The sequence below is a fragment of the Roseovarius halotolerans genome (assembly GCF_900172255.1).
In the GTDB taxonomy this organism is placed as follows: Bacteria; Pseudomonadota; Alphaproteobacteria; order Rhodobacterales; family Rhodobacteraceae; genus Roseovarius; species Roseovarius halotolerans.
On record NZ_FWFU01000002.1, the window covers coordinates 763197 to 789214 of the forward strand.

General features: G+C 63.1%; 25 protein-coding genes. 12 read left to right on the forward strand and 13 right to left on the reverse strand.

Going from position 1 to position 26018, the window contains the following annotated elements; translation table 11 throughout:
• Positions 1-29 precede the first annotated feature (29 nt).
• From pseC to ROH8110_RS10725, 3 genes are all read right to left on the reverse strand, one after another.
• Positions 30-1208, reverse strand: a complete 1179-nt coding sequence (gene pseC, locus ROH8110_RS10715) for a UDP-4-amino-4,6-dideoxy-N-acetyl-beta-L-altrosamine transaminase (RefSeq protein ID WP_085817723.1) — start codon at positions 1206-1208, stop codon at positions 30-32.
• A complete protein-coding gene (pseB, locus tag ROH8110_RS10720; protein WP_085817724.1) occupies positions 1205-2215 on the reverse strand; it encodes a UDP-N-acetylglucosamine 4,6-dehydratase (inverting) in 1011 nt (336 codons plus the stop codon). Before pseB ends, pseC begins: the two co-directional genes overlap by 4 nt.
• 71 nt (positions 2216-2286) lie before the next feature.
• Entirely contained in the window at positions 2287-3426 is a 1140-nt protein-coding gene (locus ROH8110_RS10725) for a DUF6716 putative glycosyltransferase (RefSeq protein ID WP_085817725.1), read from the reverse strand.
• Positions 3427-3779: 353 nt separating this feature from the next.
• Between ROH8110_RS10725 and ROH8110_RS10735 the strand changes: the two genes are divergently transcribed.
• The 10 genes from ROH8110_RS10735 to ROH8110_RS10780 all read left to right on the forward strand — a co-directional run bounded on the left by ROH8110_RS10735 (position 3780) and on the right by ROH8110_RS10780 (position 13625).
• On the forward strand, positions 3780-4985 hold the full coding sequence (locus ROH8110_RS10735) for an acylneuraminate cytidylyltransferase (RefSeq protein WP_085817727.1): 1206 nt from the start codon (positions 3780-3782) through the stop codon (positions 4983-4985).
• Entirely contained in the window at positions 4982-5788 is an 807-nt protein-coding gene (locus tag ROH8110_RS10740) for an alpha-2,3-sialyltransferase (protein WP_085817728.1), read from the forward strand. The genes ROH8110_RS10735 and ROH8110_RS10740 overlap by 4 nt, the downstream gene beginning before the upstream one ends.
• Positions 5782-6867, forward strand: coding sequence for an AGE family epimerase/isomerase (locus ROH8110_RS10745; protein WP_085817729.1), 1086 nt, complete (start codon positions 5782-5784; stop codon positions 6865-6867). The genes ROH8110_RS10740 and ROH8110_RS10745 overlap by 7 nt, the downstream gene beginning before the upstream one ends.
• A 73-nt stretch (positions 6868-6940) precedes the next feature.
• A complete protein-coding gene (mtgA, locus tag ROH8110_RS10750) occupies positions 6941-7663 on the forward strand; it encodes a monofunctional biosynthetic peptidoglycan transglycosylase (RefSeq protein ID WP_085817730.1) in 723 nt (240 codons plus the stop codon).
• 60 nt (positions 7664-7723) lie between these two features.
• On the forward strand, positions 7724-8389 hold the full coding sequence (gene fzlA / locus ROH8110_RS10755; RefSeq protein WP_085817731.1) for an FtsZ-binding protein FzlA: 666 nt from the start codon (positions 7724-7726) through the stop codon (positions 8387-8389).
• Positions 8390-8428: 39 nt separating this feature from the next.
• Positions 8429-9478, forward strand: coding sequence for a tRNA epoxyqueuosine(34) reductase QueG (gene queG / locus ROH8110_RS10760; RefSeq protein WP_085817732.1), 1050 nt, complete (start codon positions 8429-8431; stop codon positions 9476-9478).
• A gap of 48 nt (positions 9479-9526) precedes the next feature.
• The gene (locus ROH8110_RS10765; RefSeq protein ID WP_085817733.1) at positions 9527-11530 is read left to right on the forward strand and encodes a glutamate mutase L; all 2004 of its coding nucleotides are present in this window, start codon (positions 9527-9529) and stop codon (positions 11528-11530) included.
• Between the two features lie 78 nt (positions 11531-11608).
• Entirely contained in the window at positions 11609-12058 is a 450-nt protein-coding gene (gene msrB / locus ROH8110_RS10770; RefSeq protein WP_085817734.1) for a peptide-methionine (R)-S-oxide reductase MsrB, read from the forward strand.
• The gene (gene msrA, locus ROH8110_RS10775) at positions 12055-12567 is read left to right on the forward strand and encodes a peptide-methionine (S)-S-oxide reductase MsrA (RefSeq protein ID WP_085817735.1); all 513 of its coding nucleotides are present in this window, start codon (positions 12055-12057) and stop codon (positions 12565-12567) included. Before msrB ends, msrA begins: the two co-directional genes overlap by 4 nt.
• Positions 12568-12701: 134 nt before the next feature.
• Positions 12702-13625 (forward strand): DMT family transporter, encoded by a 924-nt coding sequence (locus ROH8110_RS10780; protein ID WP_085817736.1) that lies wholly within the window; start codon positions 12702-12704, stop codon positions 13623-13625.
• A gap of 9 nt (positions 13626-13634) precedes the next feature.
• Here ROH8110_RS10780 and ROH8110_RS10785 read toward each other — a convergent pair whose 3' ends face one another.
• The 5 genes from ROH8110_RS10785 to ROH8110_RS10805 all read right to left on the reverse strand — a co-directional run bounded on the left by ROH8110_RS10785 (position 13635) and on the right by ROH8110_RS10805 (position 18938).
• Positions 13635-14960: an NAD(P)/FAD-dependent oxidoreductase gene (locus tag ROH8110_RS10785; RefSeq protein ID WP_085817737.1), complete on the reverse strand. Its 1326-nt coding sequence runs from the start codon at positions 14958-14960 to the stop codon at positions 13635-13637.
• Positions 14957-15772, reverse strand: coding sequence for an ABC transporter permease (locus tag ROH8110_RS10790; RefSeq protein WP_085817738.1), 816 nt, complete (start codon positions 15770-15772; stop codon positions 14957-14959). The genes ROH8110_RS10785 and ROH8110_RS10790 overlap by 4 nt, the downstream gene beginning before the upstream one ends.
• A complete protein-coding gene (locus ROH8110_RS10795; protein ID WP_085817739.1) occupies positions 15769-16659 on the reverse strand; it encodes an ABC transporter permease subunit in 891 nt (296 codons plus the stop codon). Before ROH8110_RS10795 ends, ROH8110_RS10790 begins: the two co-directional genes overlap by 4 nt.
• Before the next feature lie 3 nt (positions 16660-16662).
• Positions 16663-17787, reverse strand: a complete 1125-nt coding sequence (locus ROH8110_RS10800; RefSeq protein WP_085817740.1) for an ABC transporter ATP-binding protein — start codon at positions 17785-17787, stop codon at positions 16663-16665.
• A gap of 62 nt (positions 17788-17849) precedes the next feature.
• A complete protein-coding gene (locus ROH8110_RS10805) occupies positions 17850-18938 on the reverse strand; it encodes a polyamine ABC transporter substrate-binding protein (RefSeq protein ID WP_085817855.1) in 1089 nt (362 codons plus the stop codon).
• 146 nt (positions 18939-19084) lie between these two features.
• Here ROH8110_RS10805 and ROH8110_RS10810 point away from each other — a divergent pair, with 146 nt between their 5' ends.
• Positions 19085-19780 (forward strand): GntR family transcriptional regulator, encoded by a 696-nt coding sequence (locus ROH8110_RS10810; protein ID WP_085817741.1) that lies wholly within the window; start codon positions 19085-19087, stop codon positions 19778-19780.
• 90 nt (positions 19781-19870) lie between these two features.
• Entirely contained in the window at positions 19871-21268 is a 1398-nt protein-coding gene (locus ROH8110_RS10815; protein WP_085817742.1) for an aspartate aminotransferase family protein, read from the forward strand.
• 27 nt (positions 21269-21295) lie between these two features.
• Here ROH8110_RS10815 and rfbA read toward each other — a convergent pair whose 3' ends face one another.
• From rfbA to doeA, 5 genes are all read right to left on the reverse strand, one after another.
• The gene (rfbA, locus tag ROH8110_RS10820; protein ID WP_085817743.1) at positions 21296-22165 is read right to left on the reverse strand and encodes a glucose-1-phosphate thymidylyltransferase RfbA; all 870 of its coding nucleotides are present in this window, start codon (positions 22163-22165) and stop codon (positions 21296-21298) included.
• A complete protein-coding gene (gene rfbD, locus ROH8110_RS10825) occupies positions 22162-23019 on the reverse strand; it encodes a dTDP-4-dehydrorhamnose reductase (protein ID WP_085817744.1) in 858 nt (285 codons plus the stop codon). Before rfbD ends, rfbA begins: the two co-directional genes overlap by 4 nt.
• A complete protein-coding gene (rfbB, locus tag ROH8110_RS10830; RefSeq protein ID WP_085817745.1) occupies positions 23016-24056 on the reverse strand; it encodes a dTDP-glucose 4,6-dehydratase in 1041 nt (346 codons plus the stop codon). The genes rfbD and rfbB overlap by 4 nt, the downstream gene beginning before the upstream one ends.
• Positions 24053-24631, reverse strand: coding sequence for a dTDP-4-dehydrorhamnose 3,5-epimerase (rfbC, locus tag ROH8110_RS10835; protein WP_176236596.1), 579 nt, complete (start codon positions 24629-24631; stop codon positions 24053-24055). The genes rfbB and rfbC overlap by 4 nt, the downstream gene beginning before the upstream one ends.
• A 153-nt stretch (positions 24632-24784) precedes the next feature.
• Positions 24785-25969 carry an ectoine hydrolase DoeA gene (doeA, locus tag ROH8110_RS10840; protein ID WP_085817857.1) on the reverse strand — a complete coding sequence of 395 codons (1185 nt, stop codon included), beginning with the start codon at positions 25967-25969 and terminating at the stop codon, positions 24785-24787.
• Between the last annotated feature and the right edge of the window lie 49 nt (positions 25970-26018).

The window sequence follows — 26018 nt, forward strand, 5'->3', positions numbered from 1 at the left end:
TGTGCCTGTGTTGGCCGGATGCGCCCACCCTAGGACAAGCCGAGTGTCCTGAGGCCGTTGCGCAGGCTGAGAATGACGTGGGATTGCTCGGTTCTGGTGAGTTGCGGATGCAGCGGAAGCGACAGCGCGCCCTGATAATAGGATTCCGCCTCGGGGCAGTGCCCGTCGTTGAAGCCGAGCGCGCGGTAATAGGGCTGTGTATGGATCGGGATGTAGTGGACATTCACGCCGATCCCATCCTTGCGCAGCATGTCAAAGAGGCGCAGGCGCAGCGCGGCGCGGTCGGGCAGCGCCGGGTCGAGCTGCACGGGGTAGAGATGAAGCCCAGAGCGGTTCGCGGCGTCGCGCCTCTGGCGGCGCAAGGGCAGCTGTTCGAATGCCTCGTCGTAGCGCGCGGCCAGGTCGTGACGTTGCTTGACGAAGCGGTCGAGGCGCGCGATCTGGCTGGCGCCCAGCGCGGCCTGAAGGTCTGTCATGCGATAGTTCAGCCCCAGGTCGATCTGCTGGTAATACCAGGGGCCGTCGCTGTCATGGGTCATTTGGCCCGCGTCGCGTATGACCCCGTGGCTGCGCAGCATGCCAAGCCGGTTCGCCAGCGCGGGATCGCGCGTGGTGACGGCGCCGCCTTCGCCGGTGGTGATGATCTTGACCGGGTGAAACGAGAACACGCAGGCGTCCGAGTAGCGGCAATCGCCGACCGGCGCGCCATCGTAGATTGCGCCGATTGCATGCGAAGCGTCTTCGATCACGCGAAAGCCGTATTCGTCGGACAGGGCGTGGATGGAGCGCATGTCGCAGGATTGGCCGCCGAAATGCACCGGCATGACGATATGGGGCAACGTATCGTCGCGCCGCGCCTGTTCAAGGCGGTCGCTGAGCTGCGTCGTACTCATATTGAGGGTATCCGGGTTGATATCCACGAAATCCACATCCGCGCCGCAAAGCCTGCCGGCATTGGCCGAGGCAACGAAGCTGTTGGGAGAGGTCCAGAGCCGTTTGCCGGGGCCGAGCCCCAGCGCGAGGCAGGCGATGTGCAGCGCCGAGGTGGCGCTGTTGACGGCGATGGCATGGGGCGCCTTGCATGCGGCACGCAGGGCCTGTTCAAAGCGCGGCACCGTCGGTCCCTGCGTCAGGAAATCCGAGCGCAGGACATCAACCACCGCGGCGACATCCTTGTCGCTGATCGACTGGCGCCCATAGGGTATCACCGCCCGAACCCTGTTTCATTCAGCAGGGCGACGATCTCCCGCTGGTTCAGGAACACCGGGTTGTTGCCGGAGTTGTATTCAAACTCCGGCTCGACCGCCGCGCCGGTTTCACCCAGACGGGTGGTCGCGAAATCGACCCCGGCATTGTTGAACTTGATGGTCGGGGTGATCGAGAAGAAATCCTGAAACTGGACGGTCTGATGCGCGTCCTCTTCGGGGCACATGACCTCATGCAGTTTCTCACCGGGGCGGATGCCGACGACGCGCTGTTCGATATCGGGCGCCATTGCCTGTGCAAGGTCGGTGATCCGGGTGCTGGGGATGCGTGGCACGAAGATTTCGCCACCCCACATGCGCTCGAACGCCTTGATCACGAAATCCACACCCTGATCCAGCGTGATCCAGAAGCGGGTCATGCGGTCATCGGTGATGGGCAGGAAATTGGCGCCCGAGTCGATCATCCGGTAAAAGAACGGGATGACCGACCCGCGAGAGCCGACCACATTGCCATACCGAACCACGGCGAAGCGGGTGCGGTGTTCGCCGACCGTGTTGTTGGCGGAAACGAACAGCTTGTCCGAGACCAGCTTGGTCGCGCCATAGAGGTTAATCGGTTTCGCGGCCTTGTCGGTGGACAGGGCGACAACTTTCTCGACGCCTTGGGCGATGGCAGCGCGGATGACGTTTTCGGCGCCGGTGATATTGGTGCGGATGCATTCGATCGGGTTGTATTCCGCTGCGGGCACCTGTTTGAGCGCCGCCGCGTGAACAACAAAATCGACCTTTTCCATCGCTTCGGTCATGCGCTGGGCATCACGCACGTCGCCGATGAAGTAGCGCAGGCGGGATTCGTCGGGGAAGCGTTGCTGCATTTCAAATTGCTTCAGCTCATCGCGGCTGTAGACCACGACCGCCGATGGAGAATAGTCATTCAGGATCGTCGAGATGAAGCGATTGCCGAAGGACCCGGTGCCGCCGGTCACGAGGATGCGTTTGTTGTCGAACATGTCTTACCCGCAGCAATCAGTAACAGGCGCGTCGTATCATCTAAGCGCGAGCAATCCAATATAGAAACGTGTTAAAGTTGCATTGCCGCCGGAGTTTTCTTGCGGCGCGGGGCCGTTTGCCGCCTGGCCGGTGCATTGAGCGTGTCTAGGACACGCAGGACATCGGCGCCCAGATCGGGAGGGCAGAACATCCGCGAGAGCCAGCCGGGATCCGGGGGCGCAAAGCGCAGGTGCAGCAGATCTTCCAGCGGCCGGATCAGGTTGCTGTGCTCGAACAGGCGCTGCATCGGCGCCACCAGGGGGTCGAGCGCGCGGTCCAGGTAATCGAGGTGGATGATCGTGGGCACCCCTTCACGGAGCAGGTCGATCGCCGCGGTCGAGGTGCAGGTGATCCCCAGCGCAGCGTTGCGCATCGCTTGGTCCATCGTGCAGGCCGTCAGTTTGAGGTTTGCGGGCAGGTCGGGAACTTGTTCTGCAAGCGAGGGATAGTCATGCCTTTCGCGGTGCAGGTGGCGCGTGTTCTCGTCAGGCAGGTGACGCAGCTTGATCCAGACCGTGCGGTCCGGATTGCGCCGCGCGATGGCCGCCATCACCCTGAGCATGTGCAGACGCGCGCGCGCGGTCGATGGGCTGAGCGCCTGTGTGAAGAAATAGATGTCGCCCGTTTCTGGCAGGGAGGCCGCCGGGGTCTTGTGCGGATAGAGGAAGGCCGGGTGACCGAAGCCGACATGCGGCCATGCCGCGAGCTCGGGGGTTGCCGGGCGGACCTCGGTGTTGCGGAACCTGTCGCAGGTGCTGCGCGGAAACAGGTAGACCGCATCGCAGTTGCGCCGGTTGCGCATCCCGCGATGGGGAAAGAAATCGAGCCCGCCGAGAAAGGCGATGACACGGGCGCGGCCCGCCTTCTGGCGGTTGAGCGCCTTGGAGAGCAGAAAGTCCAGATGGCCGTAGACACGGCTGGTCACGATGGCGGCGTAGCGCCCACCCATCAGCGCCTCGGCCAGGGCGGGTTTGTCGAGAATCTCGTAGCGGCCATCGGGAATGAACTGGCGAAGCTGGCGATCCGACAGCGCCGTCTCGGGGAGGTAAGCGCCCATGACGATCTCGGCCGGGGCGTCGGCGTCGCGCAGCAAACTGCGCATCCTCGTGGCGAAGATCAGGGTCGAATCGTCCGAAAACAGGAGCAGGATACGAGGGGCGCGTCTGGTCATGATTGGTTGCCGGTATCCGCCTCGAAGCGGGCAAGCGCTGCCCTTTGGGCGCGGTTGTGGTGCCGGTTGGCGCGAGACCAATAGGCCGGGTTCGCCCCGTCATGACGCAAGAGCCTGGCGAGGGCGCGCAGCGGCGCGCCGAACAGCGGGTCTCGCGAAAGGCGATGGATCCTTCGGCCCAGAAACGAATTCTTAAGATTCTTGATCATTAATCAACTCAGGTCACGCAACGTAAAGGATTTATAAATCTATCGCACTCTCTTGTAAATTGTATTGAGTCTGCCTAATGCGGAGCATGATGTGATCAGGTTCGTTCAATGGTTTGCGGCCGTGGGCCGCTTGGGTAAGGTATCATGAACACGGCGTTTCCCACTGCTGCGCAACTGCCAACCGCATGCATCGTGCTGGCGCGTGGCGGCTCGAAAGGGGTGGTCGGCAAGAACCTGAGACGTATCGACGGGCTCTCGCTTGTCGCGCGCGCGGTGCGGGCGGCGGTGGATGCGCCATCTGTGGGCAGTGTCCATGTGTCCACGGACGATTCCGATATCGCGGCAGAGGCGCGACGACACGGGGCGCATGTCATTGATCGGCCACGCGAACTTGCCGGGGATCGTGCCAGCTCCGAATCCGGCTGGTTGCATGCGCTGCCCATCCTGCGTCGGGACATGCCGGGGCTGAAGCGTCTGGTCTTCCTGCAATGCACCTCGCCCTTCACCACCGGTGCCGATATCGAGGCGTGCCTCGTCGCAATGCAAGACCAGGGCGCGGCATGCGCGCTTTCGGTGATCGAGGATCATTCGTTTCTGTGGCAGCGCGATGCACAGGGATTCGGCATCGGCACCAATCACGCCCATGACGCGCCCCGCCAGCGCCGTCAGGATCTTGCGCCGTCATTCCGCGAAAGCGGCGCGATCTATTGCGTCGATGCCGAGGCCTTCGCGAAAACCGGCCATCGCTTCTGTGGCAAGGTCGCGCTTTGCCCGCTGGATCATCCCCCGGTCGAGATCGACAGCGAGGCCGATCTGGCGCTGTGCAACGCGATTGCACGGCAACGGCGCGGAACGGGAATCGAGGCCAGCCGACTGAGGCAGGTGCGCGCAATCGTGATGGATTTCGACGGTGTGCATACCGACAATCATGCCAGCATCGACGAGCACGGCATCGAAAGCGTGCGCGTGTCGCGCGGGGACGGGTTGGGCCTGTCGATGCTGCGAGAGGCGGGATCGTGGCGGATGATGATCCTCTCCAAGGAACGCAACCCCGTGGTGTCGCGCCGTGCCGACAAGCTGAAGCTGCCGGTGCTCCAAGGTGTGGATGACAAGCCGGGGGCTCTTGAAACGTGGCTGGCCGATCAGGGGCTTGAACGCAGCGCGCTGCTTTATGTCGGCAATGACGTGAACGACAAGGCCGCGATGATGGCGGCGGGGCTGTCGGCCTGTCCCAGTGACAGCCACCCCGACATCCTGGCGATCGCCGACTGGATCCTGCCGCAGCCGGGCGGTGCGGGTGCGCTGCGCGCGATGGCGGATGCGCTTCTGGCAGCGAAGGCCGCGCAATGAAAGGGCGCATCGCGGTCGTTGGCGGGAATGGCCCCTCGCTGGCAAGGATCGCGTCCGGGCGCGTGCTGTCCGGGGACATGGTGTTTCGCACCAACAACTTCTTTTTCGAGCCGCAGTATTTCCTTGGGCGCAGGGTGGACATGGCGGTGATGGCGGGCGATCCGCGCGTTGCGCCTTTCATGTTCGAGACGCTTTGGCGATGCAGGAAGGATTACGAACTTGCTGCCTGGACCAGCCATAACCCGGCGGTGATCCGTGCTGGGCGACGGCGATTCAAGTCTCTGTTCCGGCCCATGAACTATCGCGATGCACATATCGAGCGGGCGGTGCGCAGCCTTATGGCGCGCTATGACCGCAAGCCGATGACAGGCACATATGCGGTGCTGATGGCGCATGGGATGGGGGTTAACCGGATCGTTCTGGCCGGGTTCGATATGTATGGCGGGGGGCAGCGCTATATCTATCGACCGGGTCCGCAATGCCGCGCGCTGATGGGGCAGGATCTTGGCCACCGGGGAACGGATGAACGCCTGCATGCCCCCGATCTCGACCGCGCGATTCTCGAGGCGTTGATGCAGCGTGGCGATGTCAGCCTGTGGCGCGCAAGCAACCAGACGATGCTTGACGATCTGTTGCCACTGGCGCCGCAGCGCGATGGGGCGGTCTGTGCGGCAACGCCTCGAAAGGCACCGACGGACTGGGCGCTGCGCAGCGGGTTCTACGACATCCGGATGCTGCGTGCGTTGCGCCATCTGCGCGGCTGGGCGGGCTATCTTGACAAGATGAGAGGCAGGCAATGCTGATCTCGGGGGTGGCCGCGAATTACATCCAATGGCTTGAGGAGGCGGCCTATCCGCTCTGGTCGGGCCGCGGGGTCGACCCGGCAACCGGCATCGTCTGGGAGGCGCTGGATCACGCCGGCAAACCGCTCTTCGACAGCGACCGCAGGCTGAGGGTGCTGGCGCGTCAGGCCTATTGTTTCGTGGGGAGTGGTCGGCCCACCCTGGTCGAGCTGGGCGAACGCCAGTTCCGCTATGCAATGGACCACGGATTCTGCGCGCAGAGCGGCAGGCTCGCCGCGGTTTTCGACAGCCACCTGAACATCCGCCATGCGCCGCATGATCTCTATGATCTGGCGTTCATGCTTCTGGCGGCTTCGACGCTGCTAGCGCAGGGACGCCTGCGCGCGGACGACCTGCCCCGGCTCGAGGCGGCGCTTGGTGTATTGAAGGCGGGCTGCGGCTGGTTCGAGACGATGGACCAGGCGCTGCCGCGTCGGCAGAACCCCCATATGCATCTCTTCGAGGCCGCGACCGAGCTTTACCATATCACCGGCGCGCCGCGGTTCCTCGGGATCGCGGAGGAATGTCACGACCTGTTTTCGACCCTGTTCCTGCAGAAGGACGGGCGGATACTGGAGCACTACGATGCGGGACTCCAACCCCTGACAGGGGCGCGGCAATCGGTCGAGCCGGGTCATATGGCCGAATGGATCTACCTTCTGCACCGATATCAGCAGGTCACGGGGCGCTCGCCCGGATCCGTGCCCGAACGCCTGTTTGCCGCCGTCCAAAGACACAGGACAGAATCGGGGTTCCTGCCTGATCGCGCGGATCCGCGGGTTGCCACCCGAAGGTTGTGGCCGCAGCTGGAATATCTGCGCGCCGCAGCGGTGATGCGCCAGCGCGGTCATACCCTCGACCTGCGTGATACGCCCGAGCAGATCATGTCGCGGATCGCGCGGGATTACTTGGACAAGGCCGTGCCGGGTGGCTGGTTCGACAGGTGCGATGCGCGCGGCAAGGTGATCTCCTCCGTCATGCCGGCCTCGTCGCTTTATCACCTTCAGCCCGCGATCCGCATCCTTGCCGAAGGACCCTGAGCACGTGGTTTCCCCGCAAGGCGTGCGGCGTTTCACTTTACCGGGGGTAGCGGTCCTGTCTATAGCTGGAAGGATGGCAAAGAGCAGATCGACAAGAGCATCGCGCGGAGGCGTATCGGGTTTTCGACCCGTGCGGCGGCTTTGGCGTTCGGGGACCAGGCTGGCCCTGATTGCCGGGCTGATCGTGATCGGCACGGTTGCGGCGCATCGCGAAATCGACCCGCCACGCAGTTTCTACATGGGACAAGAGGCACGTCGGCTGGGCGGGATCGACCATCTCTGGGTGCCGATCGACGCGGTAGCGCCGGAAATGGCGCGCTCGGTCGTGGCGGCAGAGGATGCGAATTTCTGCCTTCACTGGGGTTTCGACATGCAGGCGATCCGCACCGCGATCGAGGCGGGCAGCAACCGTGGCGCATCGACCCTCAGCCAGCAGGTGGTGAAGAACGTCTATCTCTGGCATGGGCGCAGCTGGCTGCGAAAGGCGCTGGAGGCCGCGATCACGCCCCTGGTCGAGATCATGTGGCCCAAGCGACGCGTCATCGAGGTGTATCTGAACGTGGCTGAATTCGACGAGGGCGTGTTTGGCGTGGCTGCGGCCGCGCGGCACTATTTCGGCGTTGCCCCATCCGAGCTGAGCGCGGTGCAGGCCGCGCGGCTGGCGGCGGTTCTGCCCGATCCCAAGGGACGGTCCGCCTCGCGCCCGGATGCCTGGCTGCGCAAGAGGGCGGCGGGGATCATGGACGGGGCGGCAACGATCGACCGAGACGGGCGCGCGGATTGTTTCGAGGATTGAAAACCCCACTCATTCACGGCATGGAGGGGTATTGCGAACCCGAACAGGTATGATCGAGACATGGCCAAACTCTATCACGTTCCTCTTTCGCCGTTCTGCCGCAAGGTCCGGCTGAGCCTGGCGGAGAAGAAGATCGAATGCGAGTTGATCGAGGAACGCTACTGGGAAAAAGACCCCGATTTCCTTCGGCGCAATCCGGCGGGCAAGGTGCCGGTGCTCAAGCTGGATGCTCTGACGATGGCCGAAAGCAGCGCGATCTGTGAATATATCGAAGAGAAATACCCCGACCCGGTGCTGATGCCCAAATCCCCCGAAGCACGTTACGAGGTGCGGCGGCTGGTTTCCTGGTTCGATGACAAGTTCCATTCCGAAGTCACGTCGAAATTGCTTTACGAGCGGGTCAACAAGAAGGTCATGGGTCTCGGCTTTCCCGACAGCACCAATGTCAAGGCGGGCGCCAAGGCGATCAAGTATCACCTCGATTACATGACCTGGCTGCTGGACCGGCGCCGCTGGCTGGCGGGCGATGCGATGACGCTGGCCGATTTCGCCGCCGCCGCGCATTTCAGCGCGCTTGATTACATCAGCGATGTCGACTGGACACGCAGCGAAACGGTCAAGGACTGGTATGCGAAGATCAAGTCGCGCCCGGCGTTTCGCGGCATCCTGGCCGATCAGGTGCCGGGCTTCCCGCCGCCTGCGCATTATGCCGACCTCGATTTCTGAAGCCGGGGGTATTGGCCCCGCGCCCCGCGCGTTACGGTCATGGATATGCTGAAGGACAAACTGATCGCTCAGGCCCGCGCCGAAGGGTTCGACATGGCGCGGATCTGCCGGCCTTGGGACGTGCGCCATGTGCCGCCCCGCCTTCAGGCGTTTCTGGACAAGGGGTATCACGGGCAGATGGGCTGGCTGGCCGAGCGCAGCCATTGGCGCGGCGATCCGTCGGTCTTGTGGCCCGAGGCGCGCTCGGTGATCGTGCTGGGCGAAAGCTATACGCCGGACAGCGATCCGCGCGCGACACTGGCGCAAGTGGATGTCGGAACAGTCTCTGTTTATGCCCGAAACAAGGATTACCACGATATCGTCAAGAAGCGGCTCAAGCGGCTGGCACGTTGGCTGATCGCCGAGGCCGGGGGCGAGGTGAAGGTTTTCGTGGATACCGCGCCGGTGCCGGAAAAGCCGCTGGGGCAGGCCGCGGGCCTTGGCTGGCAGGGCAAGCATACGAACCTGGTCAGCCGCGATCTGGGAAGCTGGTTCTTTATCGGATCGGTCTTTACCACGCTCGACCTCGAAGCCGACATGGCCGAGACCGATCATTGCGGGTCGTGCCGGGCCTGTCTTGACGTCTGCCCGACCGATGCATTTCCGGCGCCCTATCAGCTCGATGCGCGGCGCTGCATTTCGTATCTGACCATCGAACACAAAGGCCCGGTCGATCCCGAATTGCGCCCGTTGATGGGCAACAGGATCTATGGATGCGACGATTGCCTTGCCGTCTGTCCCTGGAACAAGTTCGCGCAAGAGGCAAGCGAGGTGCGCTATCACGCGCGCGATGATCTCGAGGCGCCGAAGCTGGCCGATCTGGCGGCGCTTGACGATGCCGGGTTTCGCGCGATGTTCTCGGGCTCGCCGATCAAGCGGATCGGGCGCGATCGCTTTGTGCGCAATGTCCTTTATGCCATCGGCAATTCGGGCGATCCGGCGCTGCGCGATGTGGCGCAGGGTTTGCGCGACGATCCCGACGAAACCGTCGCCGATGCGGCCCGGTGGGCTGCGATGCGACTGGCGCATGACGCAAACGGGATGGATTGAGCGGGAAAACCCGCTAAACCGCCATTGAGACAGGCAAGGGGCAGGCGGATGGCGTTGTTGCTGGGTGTGGATACGGGCGGAACCTATACGGATGCGGTTCTGATCCGGCATGATGAAAGCGAGATCATCGCGCAGGCCAAGGCGCTGACCACCCGCCACGACCTGGCCGAGGGGATCGGTGCGGCGATTGCCGAAGTGCTGGCGCAAAGCGGGGCCGCACCTGAGCAGATCGGGCTGGCGTCGCTTTCGACCACGCTCGCAACAAATGCTCTGGTCGAAGGTCAGGGCGCGCGCGCCGGTCTTGTCTATATCGGGTTTGGCGAGGGCGATCTGGCGGCGCACGGTCTGAACGAGGCGCTTTCGGGCGATCCGGCCTTGGTTCTGGCGGGGGGCCACAGCCATGCCGGGGTCGAAGCCGCCCCCTTGGATGAATCCGCGCTTTGCGCATGGTTAGAGACTGTTTCAGGCGCGTCCGCCTTTGCCGTGGCGTCGCAGTTCGCCACCCGCAACCCGGCGCATGAGCTGCGCGCCGCCGAGATTATCCGGCAAGTCACCGGGCGGCCGGTTTCCTGTTCGCATCACCTGTCGGCGCGGCTCAACGGGCCGAAACGGGCGCTGACCGCGCTGCTCAATGCGCGCCTGATCGGGATGATCGCACGGCTGATCGAGCGGGCCGAAGGCACGTTGCGTGCGCACGGCATCACCGCGTCGATGATGGTGGTGCGCGGTGACGGCGCGCTGATCTCGGCCCGGCAGGCGCGCGAAAAGCCCATCGAGACCATCCTGAGCGGCCCCGCCGCCAGTATCGTCGGCGCGCGCTGGCTGACGGGTGCGGATCATGCTCTGGTGTCTGATATCGGCGGCACTACCACCGATGTGGCTGTGCTGCGCGATGGCAAGCCGCTGATCGACCCGGCCGGCGCACGGGTCGGCCCTTGGCGCACGATGGTCGAGGCGGTTGCGATGCGCACCACCGGCCTGGGCGGCGACAGCGAGGTGCATATCCTTGACGAAGGGCTGAAAGGCGGTCTTGTGCTGGGGCCGCAGCGGCTCATTCCGGTCAGCCTCATGGCATGGCAGGCGCCCAAGGTGGTGCATGATGCGCTCGACGACCAGTTGCGCCGCACGGTGCCGGGCGAGCATGACGCCCGTTTCGTTCGCGCGGTGCGCGGCGGCGAGACCGACGCCCTTTCCGGCCGCGAAGCCGAGTTGCTGGACAGGATCGGCGCGGATGTGAGGCCGCTTGGCGCTGTGCTGCGCACGCGGCTTGACGGTCAGTCGCTGCGGCGGCTGCTGGCGCGCGGGTTTGTGCAGCTTTCAGGGGTAACGCCTTCGGATGCGAGCCATGTTCTGGGCCAGCTTGACAGCTGGGACGCAGAGGCCGCGCAAAAGGCGCTGGCATTGATCGGGCGCAAGCGCCTGGGGGATGGGAACATGCTGTCGCCCAACCCGCTGATCCTTGCGCAGATGATTGTTGATCGTCTGACATATCAGACCAGTTTCGCCTTGTTAGAGACTGCTTTTGCCGAAGAGCATGACGATTTCGGACTGCCCCCCGAAGAGCTGGCGCGCCATGTGCTGATGCAGAAGGGGCTTTCCGGGCATCGCGGGCTGGTGCGGCTCGAGACCGGGTTGAACGTGCCGGTTGTCGGGCTGGGCGCCTCCGCCGCCAGCTATTATCCCGCCGTGGGCGAGCGGCTGGGATGCAGGATGATCCTGCCGGAGCATGCCGGTGTCGCCAATGCCATCGGTGCCGTGGTCGGGCGCGTCACGATCCGGCGCAGCGGCACGGTCACGTCGCCCGATCAGGGCAAATACCGGGTTCACCTTGAAACCGGACCCGAGGATTACCCAACCCCGGAGGCCGCGATGGCGGCGCTTCAGTCCGCGCTTGAGGCCGAGGCACGCAGCCACGCGATCGCAGCGGGTGCCGAGGATATCCATATCGAGACCAGCCGCCAGTTGCGCAGCGCCGAGGCCGAGGGGCGAGAGGTGTTTCTCGAGGCCGAAATCACTGTCGAAGCCTCCGGCCGTCCGCGAATCGCGCTTTGAGCCCCTCAAAACCGCACAACCCTTTTATCCGCAGCGATTTGCCCCATCTTGTCAGGCACAGGAGAATGGAGCGCATCAATGGCCAAATATGAAAGAAACCCTGACGCGATCGCCGCGCTGGAGCCGGAAAGCTATTGGGTGACGCAGGAAAACGGCACCGAACGTCCCGGCACCGGCAAATACCTCCAGAACAAGGAGCCGGGCATCTATGTGGACGTGGTATCGGGCGAGCCGCTTTTCGCATCCGGCGACAAATACGAGTCAGGCTGCGGCTGGCCCAGTTTCACCAAGCCCATCGAGCCCGCCCATATCAATGAACTGCGCGACAGCAGCCATGGCATGGAGCGCGTCGAAGTGCGCAGCACCCACGGCGACAGCCATCTGGGGCATGTGTTTCCCGACGGTCCGATGGATCGAGGCGGCTTGCGCTATTGCATCAACTCGGCAAGCCTGAGGTTCATCCATCGCGACGACATGGAGGCCGAAGGCTATGGCGATTACCTGGACCAAGTGGAGGACGTGACATGACGGAACGCGCAGTTCTGGCCGGAGGCTGTTTCTGGGGCATGCAGGATTTGATCCGCAAGCTCGACGGGGTGATCAGCACGCGCGTCGGATATACCGGCGGCGATGTGCCGAACGCCACCTATCGCAACCACGGCACCCATGCCGAAGGGATCGAGATCATCTTCGATCCGGCGCGAATCACCTTTCGCGATCTTCTGGAATTCTTCTTTCAGATCCACGATCCGACCACGCCCAACCAGCAGGGCAATGATCTCGGGATGAGCTATCGCTCGGCGATCTATTACGTCGACGAAGATCAGAAACACGAGGCGGAGCGCACCATCGCGGATGTGGAAGCCTCGGGAAACTGGCCCGGCAAGGTCGTGACCGAGATCGAGCCGGTCGGCGATTTCTGGGAGGCCGAACCCGAACATCAGGATTACCTGAGGCGGTTTCCCAATGGCTATACCTGCCATTTCCCGCGCCCGGACTGGGTGCTGAAACACAGTGCGCCAAAGAAAACCGGCTGATGAAAACAGGCATATCAGGCTGTAACAGAGCCTGATATGCGCTCCGCTACGGCGCGCCATGCGCGGGTCCGTGCGGGTGGCGATTGACCTTGGGCGCGTCGCGTCGCATGGATAAGCGGCAAGGAGTCGCGCCCATGAGCCCATTCAAGGGCATCGCCCTGAAACTGATTTCCGTCATTCTGTTCGTCATCATGTCGGCGCTGATCAAGGCGACATCCGACCATGTTCCGCCCGGACAGGCGGTGTTCTTCCGCTCCTTTTTCGCCATCCCGGTGATCCTGGGCTGGCTCGCCCTGCGGGGCGATCTGCAAACCGGGCTCAGGGTCGCATCGCCGATGGGCCATTTCTGGCGCGGTTTCGTCGGCACGGCAGCGATGGGGCTTATGTTCGGGGGGCTTGGCCTTTTGCCGCTGCCCGAGGTGACGGCGCTCGGCTATGCCGCGCCGCTCCTGACGGTGGTGTTCGCCGCCATGTTCCTTGACGAGCGCGTCGGCGTGTTCCGCTTCGGCGCGGTGGCCCTGGGGCTGGTCGGGGTGCTGGTGGTGCTCTCGCCAAGGCTGAGTGCGCTGGCCGGCGAAACCGTCGAGACCGTGCAGGCGGTCGGCGCGGTGATGGTGCTGCTCGGTGCGACATGCGCTGCGCTCGCGCATATCTATATCCGCAAGATGGTGGCGACCGAACAGACCAGCGCGATCGTGTTCTATTTCTCGCTGACCTCGACCCTTCTGTCGCTGCTGACGATCCCCTTCGGTTGGGTCATTCCGGGCGGCACCGAGATACTCTTGTTGATCCTTGCCGGGCTTCTGGGCGGATCGGCGCAGATCTTCATGACATCGGCATATCGCTTCGCGGATGCCAGTGTGGTGGCGCCGTTCGATTATGCCTCGATGCTGTTTGCGCTGCTGATCGGGTATTTCGTTTTCAGCGAGGTGCCGACCATGCAGATGCTGATTGGCGCGGCGCTCGTGATCGTGGCGGGACTGATCATCATCCTGCGCGAACGGCATCTGGGGCTGAAACGCGGGCGTGCCAGATCGGCGCGGACGCCGCAGGTTTAGAGCCTGTTTTCAGTCGCCCATGATCTTTGCCACCGCATAGGGCGGCCAGAGCCATGCGCGCCGGAACCGGCCCAGCGGAAAGCGCCGGGGCGGTTTGCGCATGATCCCGGGCCAGTCGGCCTGCGGCTGCCTGTCCTGTGCCAGATCGGCCAGGATCGCGCCCGCATGGCTGGCCATCGCCACCCCGTTGCCCTGATAGCTGAGCGCGGTAAAGGCGCCGGGCATCTCGGGGATCGGCCCGGCATACGGGGTCATGTCGCGCGACAGGCTCAAGAGCCCATTCCAGCTATAGGGCGTGTCGACATGCGCCCAGGCGGGGAACATGCGCTCGAAATGGCTGCGGATCGTGCGGTGCATTCCGGCATCGGCCGCCGCCGAGCTGAACAGCCCGCCGCGCATACCGAACAGGAAGCGGCGATTGGGCATCAGGCGGAAATAGTGAAGAAAGAACCGTTCGTCATAGGCCATTTGGTTGGTCGTCCAGCCCTGTTCGGCGATCTCCTCGTCTGAAAGGGTGCGGGTGACGAGCACGTTGGATTGCGCGGGCAGGTAGCGCGCGCGCATCCAGTCGGGAAGATCGTCTGACGAATAGCCGTTGGTCGCCACGATCAGGCGCTTTGCGGTGATCTGTGCAGCGTCGGTATGCAAGGTAAAGCCGTTGCCCTGGTCGATCCGCCTGACCGCGCTGTCGGCAAAGATGCGCGCCCCGGCATCCTGCGCGGCGCGGGCCAGCCCCAATGCATATTTCGCCGGGTTCAGCGCGAAACCGACCGGAATGGTCATGGCGCAGTGGAACGGGCCGGTCATGCCCATTTCGGCGAGTTGTTCAGGTGGCGTGATCTCGGGGGTGACGCCCAGGTCGGCTTCGACGCGGCGGGATTCGGCCTCGAAACCGATCAGGGACTTCGCGGTGAAGCCCATGATCGACTCGCCGCGCGAATGCCGCTCCACCTCCAGCGCGTGTCGCTCGATGAGCGATTCGACAGTGGCGACGGCAGCCATTTCGCTGCGTCGCGCTTCCTGGCGTGCTGCGTCGCCATGCATCTTGGCGATCACGTTGTCGGGCGCGCCGAAACCGCCGAGACAGCAAAAGCCGCCATTGCGCCCCGATGCGCCCCAGCCCGGGGTTTCGGCCTCGAGCAGAGCCACGTCTGCGCCCGCTTCGGCCAGATGCAGTGCTGCGGACAGGCCGGTAAAGCCCCCGCCAATCACGGCGACATCGCAGGCAAGCGGCCCTTGGGCGGCCGGAAGGGCCGGATTCGTCACTGTATCGGCCCAATAGCAGCTTTCGCGCGGGGCGGCACCATAGGTATGTTCGGGAAATATCCGTTTCATAGGCGTTCGGCGGCGCGTTCCTCAGCCTGCTGGCGCAAGGCCGAGCGCTTGGTGATGATCGATGCGGTGATGACCCCGACCGAGACGACCGCGATCAGGATGGTCGAAAGCGCGTTGATCTCGGGGCTGACGCCCAGCCGGATCGATGACCAGATCTTGATCGGCAATGTGGTGGCCGAGGGTCCGGCGGTGAAGGACGCGATCACCAGGTCGTCAAGCGACAGTGTGAACGCCAGAAGCCAGCCAGAGATGACCGCCGGGGCGATGATCGGCAGCGTGACCAGCCGGAACGCCTGCATCGGCGAGCAGCCAAGGTCCAGCGCCGCCTCTTCCAGCGAGCGGTCAAAGCTGACCAGCCGGGACGACACGACCACCGAGACATAGCACATCGAGAATGTCGTATGCGCCAGGATGATGGTGAATATCCCGCGATCCAGCCCGATCCCGATGAAGAGCAGCAACAGCGACAGACCGGTGATCACCTCGGGCATCACCAGCGGCGCATAGATCATGCCGGAAAACAGCGTGCGCCCCAAGAATCGCCCGCCGCGCACCATGACATAGGCCGCCATTGTCCCCAGCACCGTCGCAATAGAGGAACTGACGAAGGCCACCTGCACCGTGACCCATGCGGCGTCCAGGAAGGCATCGTTGCTCAGCAGGGTGCCATACCATTTGGTCGAGAACCCGGCCCAGACCGTGACCAGCTTGGATTCGTTGAAGCTGTAGACGATCAGAAGCACCATCGGCAGGTAAAGGAAGGCGAAGCCGAGCGTCAGCGAAGTGACATTGAACCAGGTAAGGCGCCTCATCCGTCTGCCTCGCGTTGCTTCTGTTCGTTGCGTTGGAACAGGATGATCGGGATGATGAGGATCAACAGCAGGATCACTGCCACCGCCGAGGCTACCGGCCAGTCACGGTTGTTGAAGAACTCCTCCCACAGGACCTTGCCGATCATCAGCGTCTGCGACCCGCCAAGAAGCGAGGGGATGACGAATTCGCCGATTGTCGGGATGAAGACGAGGAAACAGCCCGCGATGATGCCGTTCTTGCTGAGCGGAATGGTGATCAGCCAGAAGGCGGTGAGCCGCGAACAGCCCAGATCCTCGGCCGCCTCCAGAAGCGACCCGTCCATCCGCTCGAGCGCGGCATAGACCGGCAGGATCATGAAGGGCAGATAGGTATATACGATACCGATATAGACCGCGACGGGCGTGTTGAGGATTGTCAGCGGCTCGGAAATCAACCCTATCCAGAGCAGGAACTGGTTGAGATACCCCTCGCCCGAAAGGATCCCCATCCAGGAATAGACCCGAATGAGGAAGCTGGTCCAGAACGGCAGGATCACCAGCAGCATCAGCGTCGCGCGCCAGTGTTCAGGTGCGCGGGCCATGCCATAGGCGATGGGATAGCCGACCAGCAGCGTGAGCGTCGTGGCGATCAAGGCGATCCTGACCGACGAAAGATAGGCTTTCCAGTAAAGATCGTCAGTGGTCAGGAAGGTGAAATTCTCGAAATCCAGCGCGCCGACAAAATCCTTGATCCCCTGCCAGCCCGCGCCGAAATCAAGCGTTGGCGTATAGGGTGGGATCGCCAGCGCGGTATCGCTGAGGCTGATCTTCAGAACGATGATGAACGGCACCAGGAACAGCGCCAGCAGCCACAGATACGGGGTGAGGATGAGTGCCGCGCGCCGCATCGTCTATTGCTCCAGCAGGACGGCTGCGGTGTCGGTCCAGCCTAGCCACACCTCGTCCTCCCAGGTGAGGGCGCGGCGCGACAGGCGGCGGGTATTGGCGGTCTGGGCCTTGACGATCTGTCCTGTGGGCAGCTCGACATGATAGGTCGAAAGGTTCCCCAGATAGGCGATATCCAGGATCTTGCCCTTGAGCGCGTTGCGCAGGTTCTCGGGCTTTTCCGCCGTAATAGAGACTTTTTCGGGCCGGATCGCCAGGTAACAGCGCTGGCCTTGCGTCAGCTGCACATCCGACACCGCATAAAGCGCGGGCTGGCCTTCGGCGAAGCTGATCTCATAGCCGTCACCCGAGCGTTTCGCGGTGCCTTCGATGATCGTCACATCACCGATGAAATCAGCGACATAGACCGAATTGGGGTTCTCGTAGATGCGCGCCGGGGTGTCGGCCTGCACAATCCGGCCGTGATCCATCACCGCGACACGGCTGGCGACGGTCATCGCCTCTTCCTGATCGTGGGTCACGATCACGAAGGTGGTGCCGGTCTTTTCCTGGATGTCCATCAGCTCGAACTGGGTATCCTGGCGCAGCTTGGCGTCAAGCGCGCCCAAAGGTTCATCCAGAAGCAGCAGTTTGGGCGCCTTGGCAAGGCTGCGCGCCAGCGCCACGCGCTGCCGCTGGCCGCCCGAAATCTGGTGCGGTTTGCGGCGCGCGAATTTCTCGAGCCGGGTGAGTTTCAGCATTTCGGCGACGCGGTCGCCGATGGCGTCTTTTGCCAGGCCGTCGCGCTTGAGCCCGAAGGCGATATTGTCCCAGACCGAAAGGTGCGGGAACAGCGCATAGGACTGGAACATCATGTTCACCGCCCGTTTGTTGGGCGGGATCGGCGCGATATCCTGTCCGGCCAGAAGGATCGTGCCCTCGGTCGGGGTCTCGAACCCGGCCAGCATCCGCATCATCGTGGTCTTGCCGCAGCCCGACGGGCCGAGCAGCGCAAAGAACTCACGCGCGAAAATGTCGAAGGTCTGGTTGTCGATGGCGGTGAATTCGCCAAAGCGCTTGGTGACGCCCTTGAACTGGATCAGCGGTTTTTCGTTCGGGTCGTTCCACGGCTCGAATACGGTCTGGCCCATGCCTGTCCCACCTGTCGGAATGAAAAGGCCCGCGCGATCGGGTCGCGCGGGCCGTGCGGGCGTCAGGTGCCCGATTTGATCTTGGTCCACAGGCGCGTCACGACGCGCTGGACCTTGGCCGGATAGGGCGTCGTGGTGAACAGGTTGTTCATCGCCTCCTCCGAAGGATAGATCGCCGGGTCGCCGATCACGTCCTCGACCAGGTATTCCTGCGAGGCCTTGTTGCCGTTGGCGTAATAGACGTAGTTCGACGCCGCCGCCATGTTCTCGGCATCCATGATGAAGTTCAGGAAGGTATGCGCGCCATCGGGGTTGGGCGCATCGATGGGAATCGCCATCTGGTCGAACCACATCTGCGCGCCTTCCTTGGGCGCGTTATAGGCGATCTCGACGCCGTTCTCGGCCTCGACCGCGCGGTCGCGCGCTTGCAGGATATCACCCGACCAGCCGACCGCGACGCAGATGTCGCCATTGGCCAGCGCGTTGATGTATTCCGAGCTGTGGAATTTCTGAATGCTGTCGCGGACCGGGGCATAGACCTCTTCGACCTTGGCGATCACATCGGGGTCGTGGCTATTGGGGTCCTCGCCGATATATTTCAGCGCCGCCGGGATCATCTCGGCGGGCGCATCGAGGAAGTGCACACCGCACTCGGCCAGCTTGTCCATGTTCTCGGGGTTGAAAACCAGCTCCCAGCTGTCGATAGGGGCGTCCTCGCCCAGCAGCTCCTTGACCTGGCCGACATTCACACCGATCCCGGTGGTGCCCCACATATAGTTGATCGAATAGGCGTTATCGGGGTCGTATTGCGCCGTGCGCTGCTCGACCACGTCCCACATGTTGTCCAGATTCGGCAGTTTCGACGGGTCCAGCTTCTGAAAGGCCCCGGCGGAAATCTGACGTTGCAGGAAAGTGCCCGAGGGAACGACGACATCGTAGCCGGAGCCGCCCGCCAGCATCTTGGTCTCCAGAACCTCGTTGCTGTCGAACACGTCATAGACCAGCTTCAGCCCGGTCTCTTGCTCGAACTCTGTAATCAGGTCCTCATCGATATAGTCGGACCAGTTGTAGACGCGCACTTCCTGCGCCGTGGCGCTGAGCGCGCTCAAGGCCAGAGTCGCGGTGGTGGTCAGAATCAGCTTTCGCATCATGGTCTCCCGTTGGTTCGGCGCTTTGTCGCAGCCTTGGTAGCGGATTTGATCAAAATTTTCCGCGCATGGCAATATAGCAATGTTTCCACGCAGCCGTTAAACTCGCAAGGTCGGTTGTGTCGATGAGGTGGCTGGAGGCCCGAAACATGAACAAGGCTGCCGTTAAAATGACCACTTCCGCCCCTGAAAAGGGGCGGCTGCCCGCGCATGAGCTCATTTATCGTCAGTTGCGCGACCTTGTGCTGTTCGGTGATCTTGCACCGGGGCAGGCGGTGACGATCCAGGGGCTGACGGACCGGCTCGGCGCCGGGATGACCCCGGTGCGCGAGGCGATTCGCCGTCTTATCAGCGAGGGCGCACTGGAATTCCAGGGCAACCGCCGGGTCTGCGTACCGTTGCTGAGCGCCGATAATATCAGCGAATTAATCGTTGCGCGGCAATGGCTTGATCCTCATCTCAGCCAACGCGCCACCGAACGGGCCAATGCGTGTGACCTGGATGACCTGACAGCGATGGATGCCGCCCTCGACGAGGCGATTCGCCGGGGCGACCTGCGCGGATATCTCGAGCTGAATTACCGTTTTCATCAACGAATCTACGAATTGGCCGATGCCCCGATCCTGGCGGATATGGCCGATGGGCTGTGGCTGCGCTTTGGCCCATCGCTGCGCGTGGTCTGCGGCAGGCTTGGCACCCAGAACCTGCCGGACAAGCACAAGGATCTTCTGAATGCCATGCGCGCTGGCGATGCCGAGACCGCGGCGCGGGCGATCCGCGAGGATGTAATCCAGGGAATGGAGCAGGTGCGCCAATCTCTGGGCGCGCCGGGGGCGTCGCGCTGATTCGATTGACAGCGGATAATTTGATCATATTCTTGCCACAAGAGCGGCGCGCGCCGGCGCGCCCGGTATCTCATTGCGAAAGGTCCCGTCATGACGCTGATCACGAATCACATGCCCACGGCGCAATTGCAGGCGCTGGATGCGGCGCATCACATGCATCCCTTCACCCAGGGCGACGAGCTGGCGGCCAAGGGCGCGCGTATCATCACCCGTGCGAAGGGCGTCACCCTGACCGACAGCGAGGGTCATGAGATCCTGGATGCGATGGCGGGGCTCTGGTGCGTCAATATCGGCTATGGCCGGGACGAGCTGGCCGAGGCCGCCGCACGCCAGATGAAGGAACTGCCCTATTACAACACCTTCTTCCAGACGACTCATGTCCCGGCCATCGCGCTGGCCGACAAGCTGGCGGAACTGACGCCTCATGACCTCAACCACGTCTTCTATGCCGGGTCCGGTTCCGAGGCGAATGACACCAATATCCGCCTGGTTCGCACCTACTGGGCACAGAAAGGCAAGCCTACCAAAAAGGTCATCATCAGCCGCAAGAACGCCTATCACGGCTCCAGCGTCGGCAGCGCCAGCCTTGGCGGCATGTCGGCGATGCATGCGCAGGGCGGCCTGCCGATCCCCGACGTGCATCACATCAACCAGCCTCACTGGTATGGCGAAGGCGGCGACATGACCCCCGAGGAATTCGGCCTGGCCCGTGCCCGCGAGCTGGAAGACGCAATACTGGAACTGGGCGAAGACCGCGTCGCCGCCTTTATCGGCGAGCCGGTGCAGGGCGCGGGCGGCGTGATCATCCCGCCCGAGACCTACTGGCCCGAGATTCAGCGCATCTGCGACAAATACGAGATCCTGCTGATCGCCGACGAGGTGATCTGCGGCTTCGGACGCACCGGCACCTGGTTCGGCTCGGAAAGTTTCGGCATCAAGCCGCATGTCATGACCATCGCCAAGGGGCTCAGCTCGGGCTACGCCCCGATTGGCGGCTCGCTGGTCTGCGACGAGGTGGCCGAGGTCATCAATGGCTGCGAGTTTGCCCATGGCTATACCTATTCGGGGCATCCCGTCGCCTGCGCCGTGGCGCTGGAAAACCTGCGTATCCTTCAGGAAGAGGGCATCGTCGATCGCGTCGCATCCGACACCGCGCCTTACCTCAAGAAGAAATGGGAAACCCTGGCCGATCATCCGCTGGTGGGCGAGGCACGGATCGCGGGCATGATGGGCTCGATCGCGCTGTCGCCCGACAAGGCGAACCGCGCCGCCTTTGCCGCCGACCCCGGCACGGCCGGGCTGATCTGCCGCGAGGCCTGTTTCGCCAACAACCTGGTGATGCGCCATGTCGGCGACCGCATGGTGATCTCGCCGCCGCTGGTCATCACCCATGAAGAGATCGACACATTGATCGCGCGCGCCGGTGCGGCGCTGGATCAGGCCCATGCGCGGCTCAGCGACGAAGGCCTGATGGTCGCCGCCAGCTGATGTGAATGCCCCGGAAAGCCGCCTTTGTCAGAGGCGGCTTTTCAGGTAACGGCCATAATCGTTCTTGGCGAACATCCGGGCGCGCTCGGCCAGGTTTTCATCACTGATCCAGCCCATGTCATGCGCGATCTCGTCAAGGCAGCCGGTCTGAAGCCCCTGCCTCTGGGTTAGGGTCCGTACGAAATTGCCCGCATCCAGAAGGCTGGCATGGGTGCCGGTGTCCAGCCAGGCGTAACCCCGCCCCATGCGCTGCACATCCAGCTTGCCGGCATGCAGATACATCTCGAGCAATGTGGTGATCTCAAGCTCCCCGCGCTCCGACGGTTTCACATCGCGCGCCAGCCGGGGTGCGTCGCCATCGAGGAAATAGAGCCCCGTGACCGCATAATTCGACGGCGGCACATCGGGCTTCTCGATGATCTGCTGCGCCCGTCCTTCGGAATCGAAACTGACCACGCCGTAGCGCTCGGGATCGGCGACGTGATAGCCGAACACCGTGCCGCCGCTTTCCTGCTTGTCGGCCTCGGCCAGAAGCGCCGACAGACCATGCCCGAAAAAGATGTTGTCCCCCAGCACCATCGCCGAAGACGCGCCGTTCAGGAAATCCTCGGCCAGGATATAGGCCTGCGCCAGCCCGTCGGGCGATTCCTGCACGATATAGGTCAGTGACAGCCCCCATTGGCTGCCATCGCCCAGCATCCGCTTGAACTGGTCCTGATCCTGCGGGGTGGTGATCATCGCGATCTCGCGGATCCCCGCCAGCATCAGCACCGACAGCGGATAATAGATCATCGGCTTGTCATAGATCGGCAAAAGCTGCTTCGAGATGCCCATGGTGATCGGGTACAGGCGGGTACCCGAGCCACCGGCAAGAATGATACCTTTGCGTTGTGTCATGCGCTCAACACTCCCAAATCGTTCAGAACGGCCTTGAGGCCCGCGCGCCAGTCGGGGCGCTTGATGCCGAAAACAGTCTCTGTTTCGGCGCAATCCAGTCTCGAATTAAGCGGGCGCCTGGCCGGGGTCGGGTAGTCCGATGTCGGAATGCCGCTGACCGTGACAGGGCGCGCGGCCATGTCGAAGATCGCTTCGGCAAAGTCCTTCCAGCTGGCGTCGGGCGCCCCTGAGAAATGATAGATGCCGCTTTTGGCCGGGTCCGCCTGCAACTGTTCCGCAATGGCAAGGCAGGCGGCGGCGATATCTGCCGCTGCAGTCGGCCCGCCGATCTGGTCATCGACGATATTGAGCGCATCGCGGCTTTCGGAAAGGCGCAGCATGGTCTTAACGAAATTGCCGCCATGCGCCGAAAAAACCCAGCTCGTGCGCAGGATCGCATGGGTGCCACCCGCCTGCGTGATGGCCTCTTCGCCCGCCAGCTTGCTGCGCCCATAGACGTTTTGCGGTGAAACAGGGTCTGTCGGGCTGTGCGGCGCGGTGCCGCTTCCGTCAAAGACGTAATCGGTCGAGATATGCACCAGCGCGATTCCCATCTCGGCGCAGGCATGGGCCATGGCCGCAGGGGCGATGGCATTGACCTGATGGGCAAGCGCCTCTTCCTCTTCGGCGCGGTCCACGGCGGTATAGGCCGCGGCGTTGATGACGGCGCTTGGCGCATGGGCGCGGATCGCCTTTTCGCATGCGGCGGGATCACTCAGATCGGCCTCGTCCCGGTCCAGAAACACGGCACCCGGCGCGCGCTTTGCCAGCTCGGTGGCGACCTGTCCGGTCTTGCCGAAAACAAGCAGGCTCATGCCGTGCCCACCCGTGTTCCGACGCCCTCGATCTCAAGCAGGGGTTCCCACCATTCCGGGTTGTCGAGATACCATTGCACGGTCTTTTCCAGACCCTGTTCCACCGTCACCGAGGGTTTCCAGCCCAGCTCGTCCGTGATGCGGTCGGGGTCGATGGCATAGCGCGCATCATGGCCGGGGCGGTCGGTGACAAACCGGATCAGATCGCGATAAGAGCCGGTTTCGCGCGGGCGCTTTTCATCGAGGCAATCGCAGATCGCATGCACGAGGTCGATATTGCGCCGCTCGTTGTGGCCGCCCACGTTATAGCTGCGCCCCGGCCGCCCCTTTTCCACCGCCAGCAACAGCGCGTCGGCATGGTCCTCGACAAACAGCCAGTCACGCACATTCAGGCCCTCGCCATAGACGGGGATTTCCTTGCCGTGCAGGGCATTCAGGATGACCTTGGGAATCAGCTTCTCGGGAAAATGATAGGGGCCGTAATTGTTTGAGCAGTTGGTCAGCACCACCGGCAGCCCGTAGGTGTGGAACCAGGCGCGCACCAGGTGGTCCGACGATGCCTTTGAGGCGGAATAGGGGCTGCGGGGGTCATAGGGGGTTTCTTCGGTGAACAGCCCCGTATCGCCGAGCGAGCCATAGACCTCGTCGGTCGAGATATGGTGAAAGCGGAATCCGGGTGGACGGCCCGTGGCGGTCCATTGGGCGCGGGCGGCCTCCAGCATGTTGTAGGTGCCGATGATGTTTGTGTCGATGAAATCGCCCGGCCCGTCGATCGAGCGGTCGACATGGCTTTCGGCGGCCAGGTGCATGACTGCATCTGGATCATGCGCCGCAAAGATTCGCGCCAGCGCGGCGCGGTCGCGGATATCGGCATGTTCAAAGCTGTAGAGCGGGCTGTCGGCCACGGCGGCCACGTTCTCAAGCCGCCCCGCATAGGTCAGCGCATCAAGGTTCACCACCTCATGCCCGCGTTCCACCGCAAGGCGCACGACTGCAGAGCCGATGAACCCCGCGCCGCCGGTCACAAGGATCTTCATGGCGTGTCTCCGTATGTGAAGGGGCTGTCGAACTCCGCGAACAGCTGTGCGGCGGCGTCCTTGTCCGACAGGACCGGCGCGCCGGAGAGGCCCCAGTCGATCCCGATATCGGGATCGTCAAAGCGCACCGCGCCATCGCATTCGGGCGCATAGTAATCCGAGCACTTGTAGATGATCTCGGTGTCGGGTTCGCGGGTTGCGAAACCGTGCAGGAAACCCTCCGGGATCAGCAGTTGCAGGCCGTTCTCGAAGGTCAGATCATAGCCGACCCATTGGCCATAGGTCGGACTGCCCTTGCGCGCATCGACCGCGACATCGAACAGCCGCCCGCGCCCACAGCGCACCAGCTTGGCCTGTGCATGGGGCGGGGATTGGAAATGCAGCCCCCGCACCGTGTCGACCGCCGCCGAGACCGAGTGATTGTCCTGTACGAAGTCAAAATCGACGCCGTGTTCCAACAGGGTCTTGCGGTTCCAGCTCTCCGAGAAGAAACCCCTGTTGTCGCCAAAGCGGCGCGGCTCGATCAGCAGCACGCCGGGCAGTTTCGTTTCCGTGACCTTCAAAATCGGCTCCATCGTGGCGACCCTGCACCAGCCTTTAGCAAGCCCCGGCAGGATTGTCACCGCCCCAGCGGCGGCACTTGCGACAGGCGCAGCCACCGCAAGAAAGACCGACGCGATACCGATGCGATACCGACGCGGAACCGACAGGCCGAATCCGCCTCGTATTCAGTCCTTGATGAACATCTTTCGCGGACGATTGCAGAATGTCTCCGCCGCGCCATTCTCCTTGATCAGGATCGATTCGGTGATCTCGAGACCCCAATCCGACATCCACAGACCAGGCATGAAATGGAACGTCATCCCCGGTTCAAGGACGGTTTCATCCTCGGCCCGCAGGCTGATGGTGCGCTCGCCCCAATCGGGCGGATAGCTGAGCCCGATGGGATAGCCACAGCGCGCGCCCCGCTCGATCCCGGCACGTTCCAGCGGCGCGGCCAGCGCATTGGCGATGTCACAGGCACGATTGCCCGCCCGCGCAGCGTCAAGACCCGCTTCCAGCCCCTCGACCAACGCCCTTTCGGCATCCAGCAGGAATTGCGGAGGCTTGCCAAGGAACAGCGTTCGGCACAGGGGCGCATGGTAACGCCGGTAGCATCCGGAAATCTCGAAGAAGGTCGCCTCGCCCTCGGCGAAATCGCGGCCATCCCATGTCAGGTGCGGTGCGGCGGCGTCAGACCCCGAGGGCAGTAGCGGCACGATGGCCGGGTAGTCGCCCCAGTTGCCATCGGTGCCACGGATACCGTCGCGGAAGATTTCGGCGACGACCTCGTTCTTGGGTACGCCCGGTTCGACCCGTTCCAGCAACCCGTCCACGATCTTTTCCGAGATCGCGGCCGCCTTGCGGATAAAGGCCAGTTCCTCGTCCGACTTGATCGCTCGCTGCCAGTTCACCAGCGCGGTGGCGTCCACCAGCGTGGCGTTCGGCATCTCGGTCTGCATGACGGTGAAGGCCTTGGCCGAGAAATAGTAATTGTCCATCTCGACACCGATGCGGGCACTATCCAGCCCCATGCCTTTCAGGCGTTCGGACAGATCCTGCATCGGGTGGCGATCGGTGGACTGCACGTAGTTGTCGGGATAGCCGATCACGCGGTCATCGGTCATCCAGACGGTGCGCAGCCCGCCATTGGCGTCCTGATTGCGACCCCACCAGATCGGATCGGCGTCGGGAAGGACGATGACACCCTGATGCACATAGAAGGACCAGCCGTCGTAACCTGTCAGCCAGTTCTGGTTGGAAGGGTCCGTCACGAACATCGCATCGAGCCCGGCCTTTTCCATTGCGTGGCGGGTTTTAGCCAGCCGGCGCTGGAACTCTGCATCGGAAAATGGGAGGTATTTCTGGATCATCGTCATACCTGAATCTAGAGGACACTCTTGCGCCTTACTGCGCAGTGGG

Coding starts and splice junctions, on each gene's coding strand:
- ROH8110_RS10790 (WP_085817738.1), bottom strand. CDS start 15,772: ATGAGGCGCCTTACCTGGTTCAATGTCACTTCGCTGACGCTCGGCTTC.
- ROH8110_RS10815 (WP_085817742.1), top strand. CDS start 19,871: ATGACGCTGATCACGAATCACATGCCCACGGCGCAATTGCAGGCGCTG.
- ROH8110_RS10735 (WP_085817727.1), top strand. CDS start 3,780: ATGAACACGGCGTTTCCCACTGCTGCGCAACTGCCAACCGCATGCATC.
- ROH8110_RS10805 (WP_085817855.1), bottom strand. CDS start 18,938: ATGATGCGAAAGCTGATTCTGACCACCACCGCGACTCTGGCCTTGAGC.
- rfbA (WP_085817743.1), bottom strand. CDS start 22,165: ATGACACAACGCAAAGGTATCATTCTTGCCGGTGGCTCGGGTACCCGC.
- ROH8110_RS10800 (WP_085817740.1), bottom strand. CDS start 17,787: ATGGGCCAGACCGTATTCGAGCCGTGGAACGACCCGAACGAAAAACCG.
- rfbC (WP_176236596.1), bottom strand. CDS start 24,631: ATGGAGCCGATTTTGAAGGTCACGGAAACGAAACTGCCCGGCGTGCTG.
- ROH8110_RS10725 (WP_085817725.1), bottom strand. CDS start 3,426: ATGACCAGACGCGCCCCTCGTATCCTGCTCCTGTTTTCGGACGATTCG.
- ROH8110_RS10765 (WP_085817733.1), top strand. CDS start 9,527: ATGGCGTTGTTGCTGGGTGTGGATACGGGCGGAACCTATACGGATGCG.
- pseB (WP_085817724.1), bottom strand. CDS start 2,215: ATGTTCGACAACAAACGCATCCTCGTGACCGGCGGCACCGGGTCCTTC.
- ROH8110_RS10810 (WP_085817741.1), top strand. CDS start 19,085: ATGAACAAGGCTGCCGTTAAAATGACCACTTCCGCCCCTGAAAAGGGG.
- ROH8110_RS10785 (WP_085817737.1), bottom strand. CDS start 14,960: ATGAAACGGATATTTCCCGAACATACCTATGGTGCCGCCCCGCGCGAA.
- msrB (WP_085817734.1), top strand. CDS start 11,609: ATGGCCAAATATGAAAGAAACCCTGACGCGATCGCCGCGCTGGAGCCG.
- doeA (WP_085817857.1), bottom strand. CDS start 25,969: ATGATCCAGAAATACCTCCCATTTTCCGATGCAGAGTTCCAGCGCCGG.
- ROH8110_RS10740 (WP_085817728.1), top strand. CDS start 4,982: ATGAAAGGGCGCATCGCGGTCGTTGGCGGGAATGGCCCCTCGCTGGCA.
- mtgA (WP_085817730.1), top strand. CDS start 6,941: ATGGCAAAGAGCAGATCGACAAGAGCATCGCGCGGAGGCGTATCGGGT.
- fzlA (WP_085817731.1), top strand. CDS start 7,724: ATGGCCAAACTCTATCACGTTCCTCTTTCGCCGTTCTGCCGCAAGGTC.
- ROH8110_RS10795 (WP_085817739.1), bottom strand. CDS start 16,659: ATGCGGCGCGCGGCACTCATCCTCACCCCGTATCTGTGGCTGCTGGCG.
- queG (WP_085817732.1), top strand. CDS start 8,429: ATGGATATGCTGAAGGACAAACTGATCGCTCAGGCCCGCGCCGAAGGG.
- rfbB (WP_085817745.1), bottom strand. CDS start 24,056: ATGAAGATCCTTGTGACCGGCGGCGCGGGGTTCATCGGCTCTGCAGTC.
- ROH8110_RS10780 (WP_085817736.1), top strand. CDS start 12,702: ATGAGCCCATTCAAGGGCATCGCCCTGAAACTGATTTCCGTCATTCTG.
- ROH8110_RS10745 (WP_085817729.1), top strand. CDS start 5,782: ATGCTGATCTCGGGGGTGGCCGCGAATTACATCCAATGGCTTGAGGAG.
- msrA (WP_085817735.1), top strand. CDS start 12,055: ATGACGGAACGCGCAGTTCTGGCCGGAGGCTGTTTCTGGGGCATGCAG.
- rfbD (WP_085817744.1), bottom strand. CDS start 23,019: ATGAGCCTGCTTGTTTTCGGCAAGACCGGACAGGTCGCCACCGAGCTG.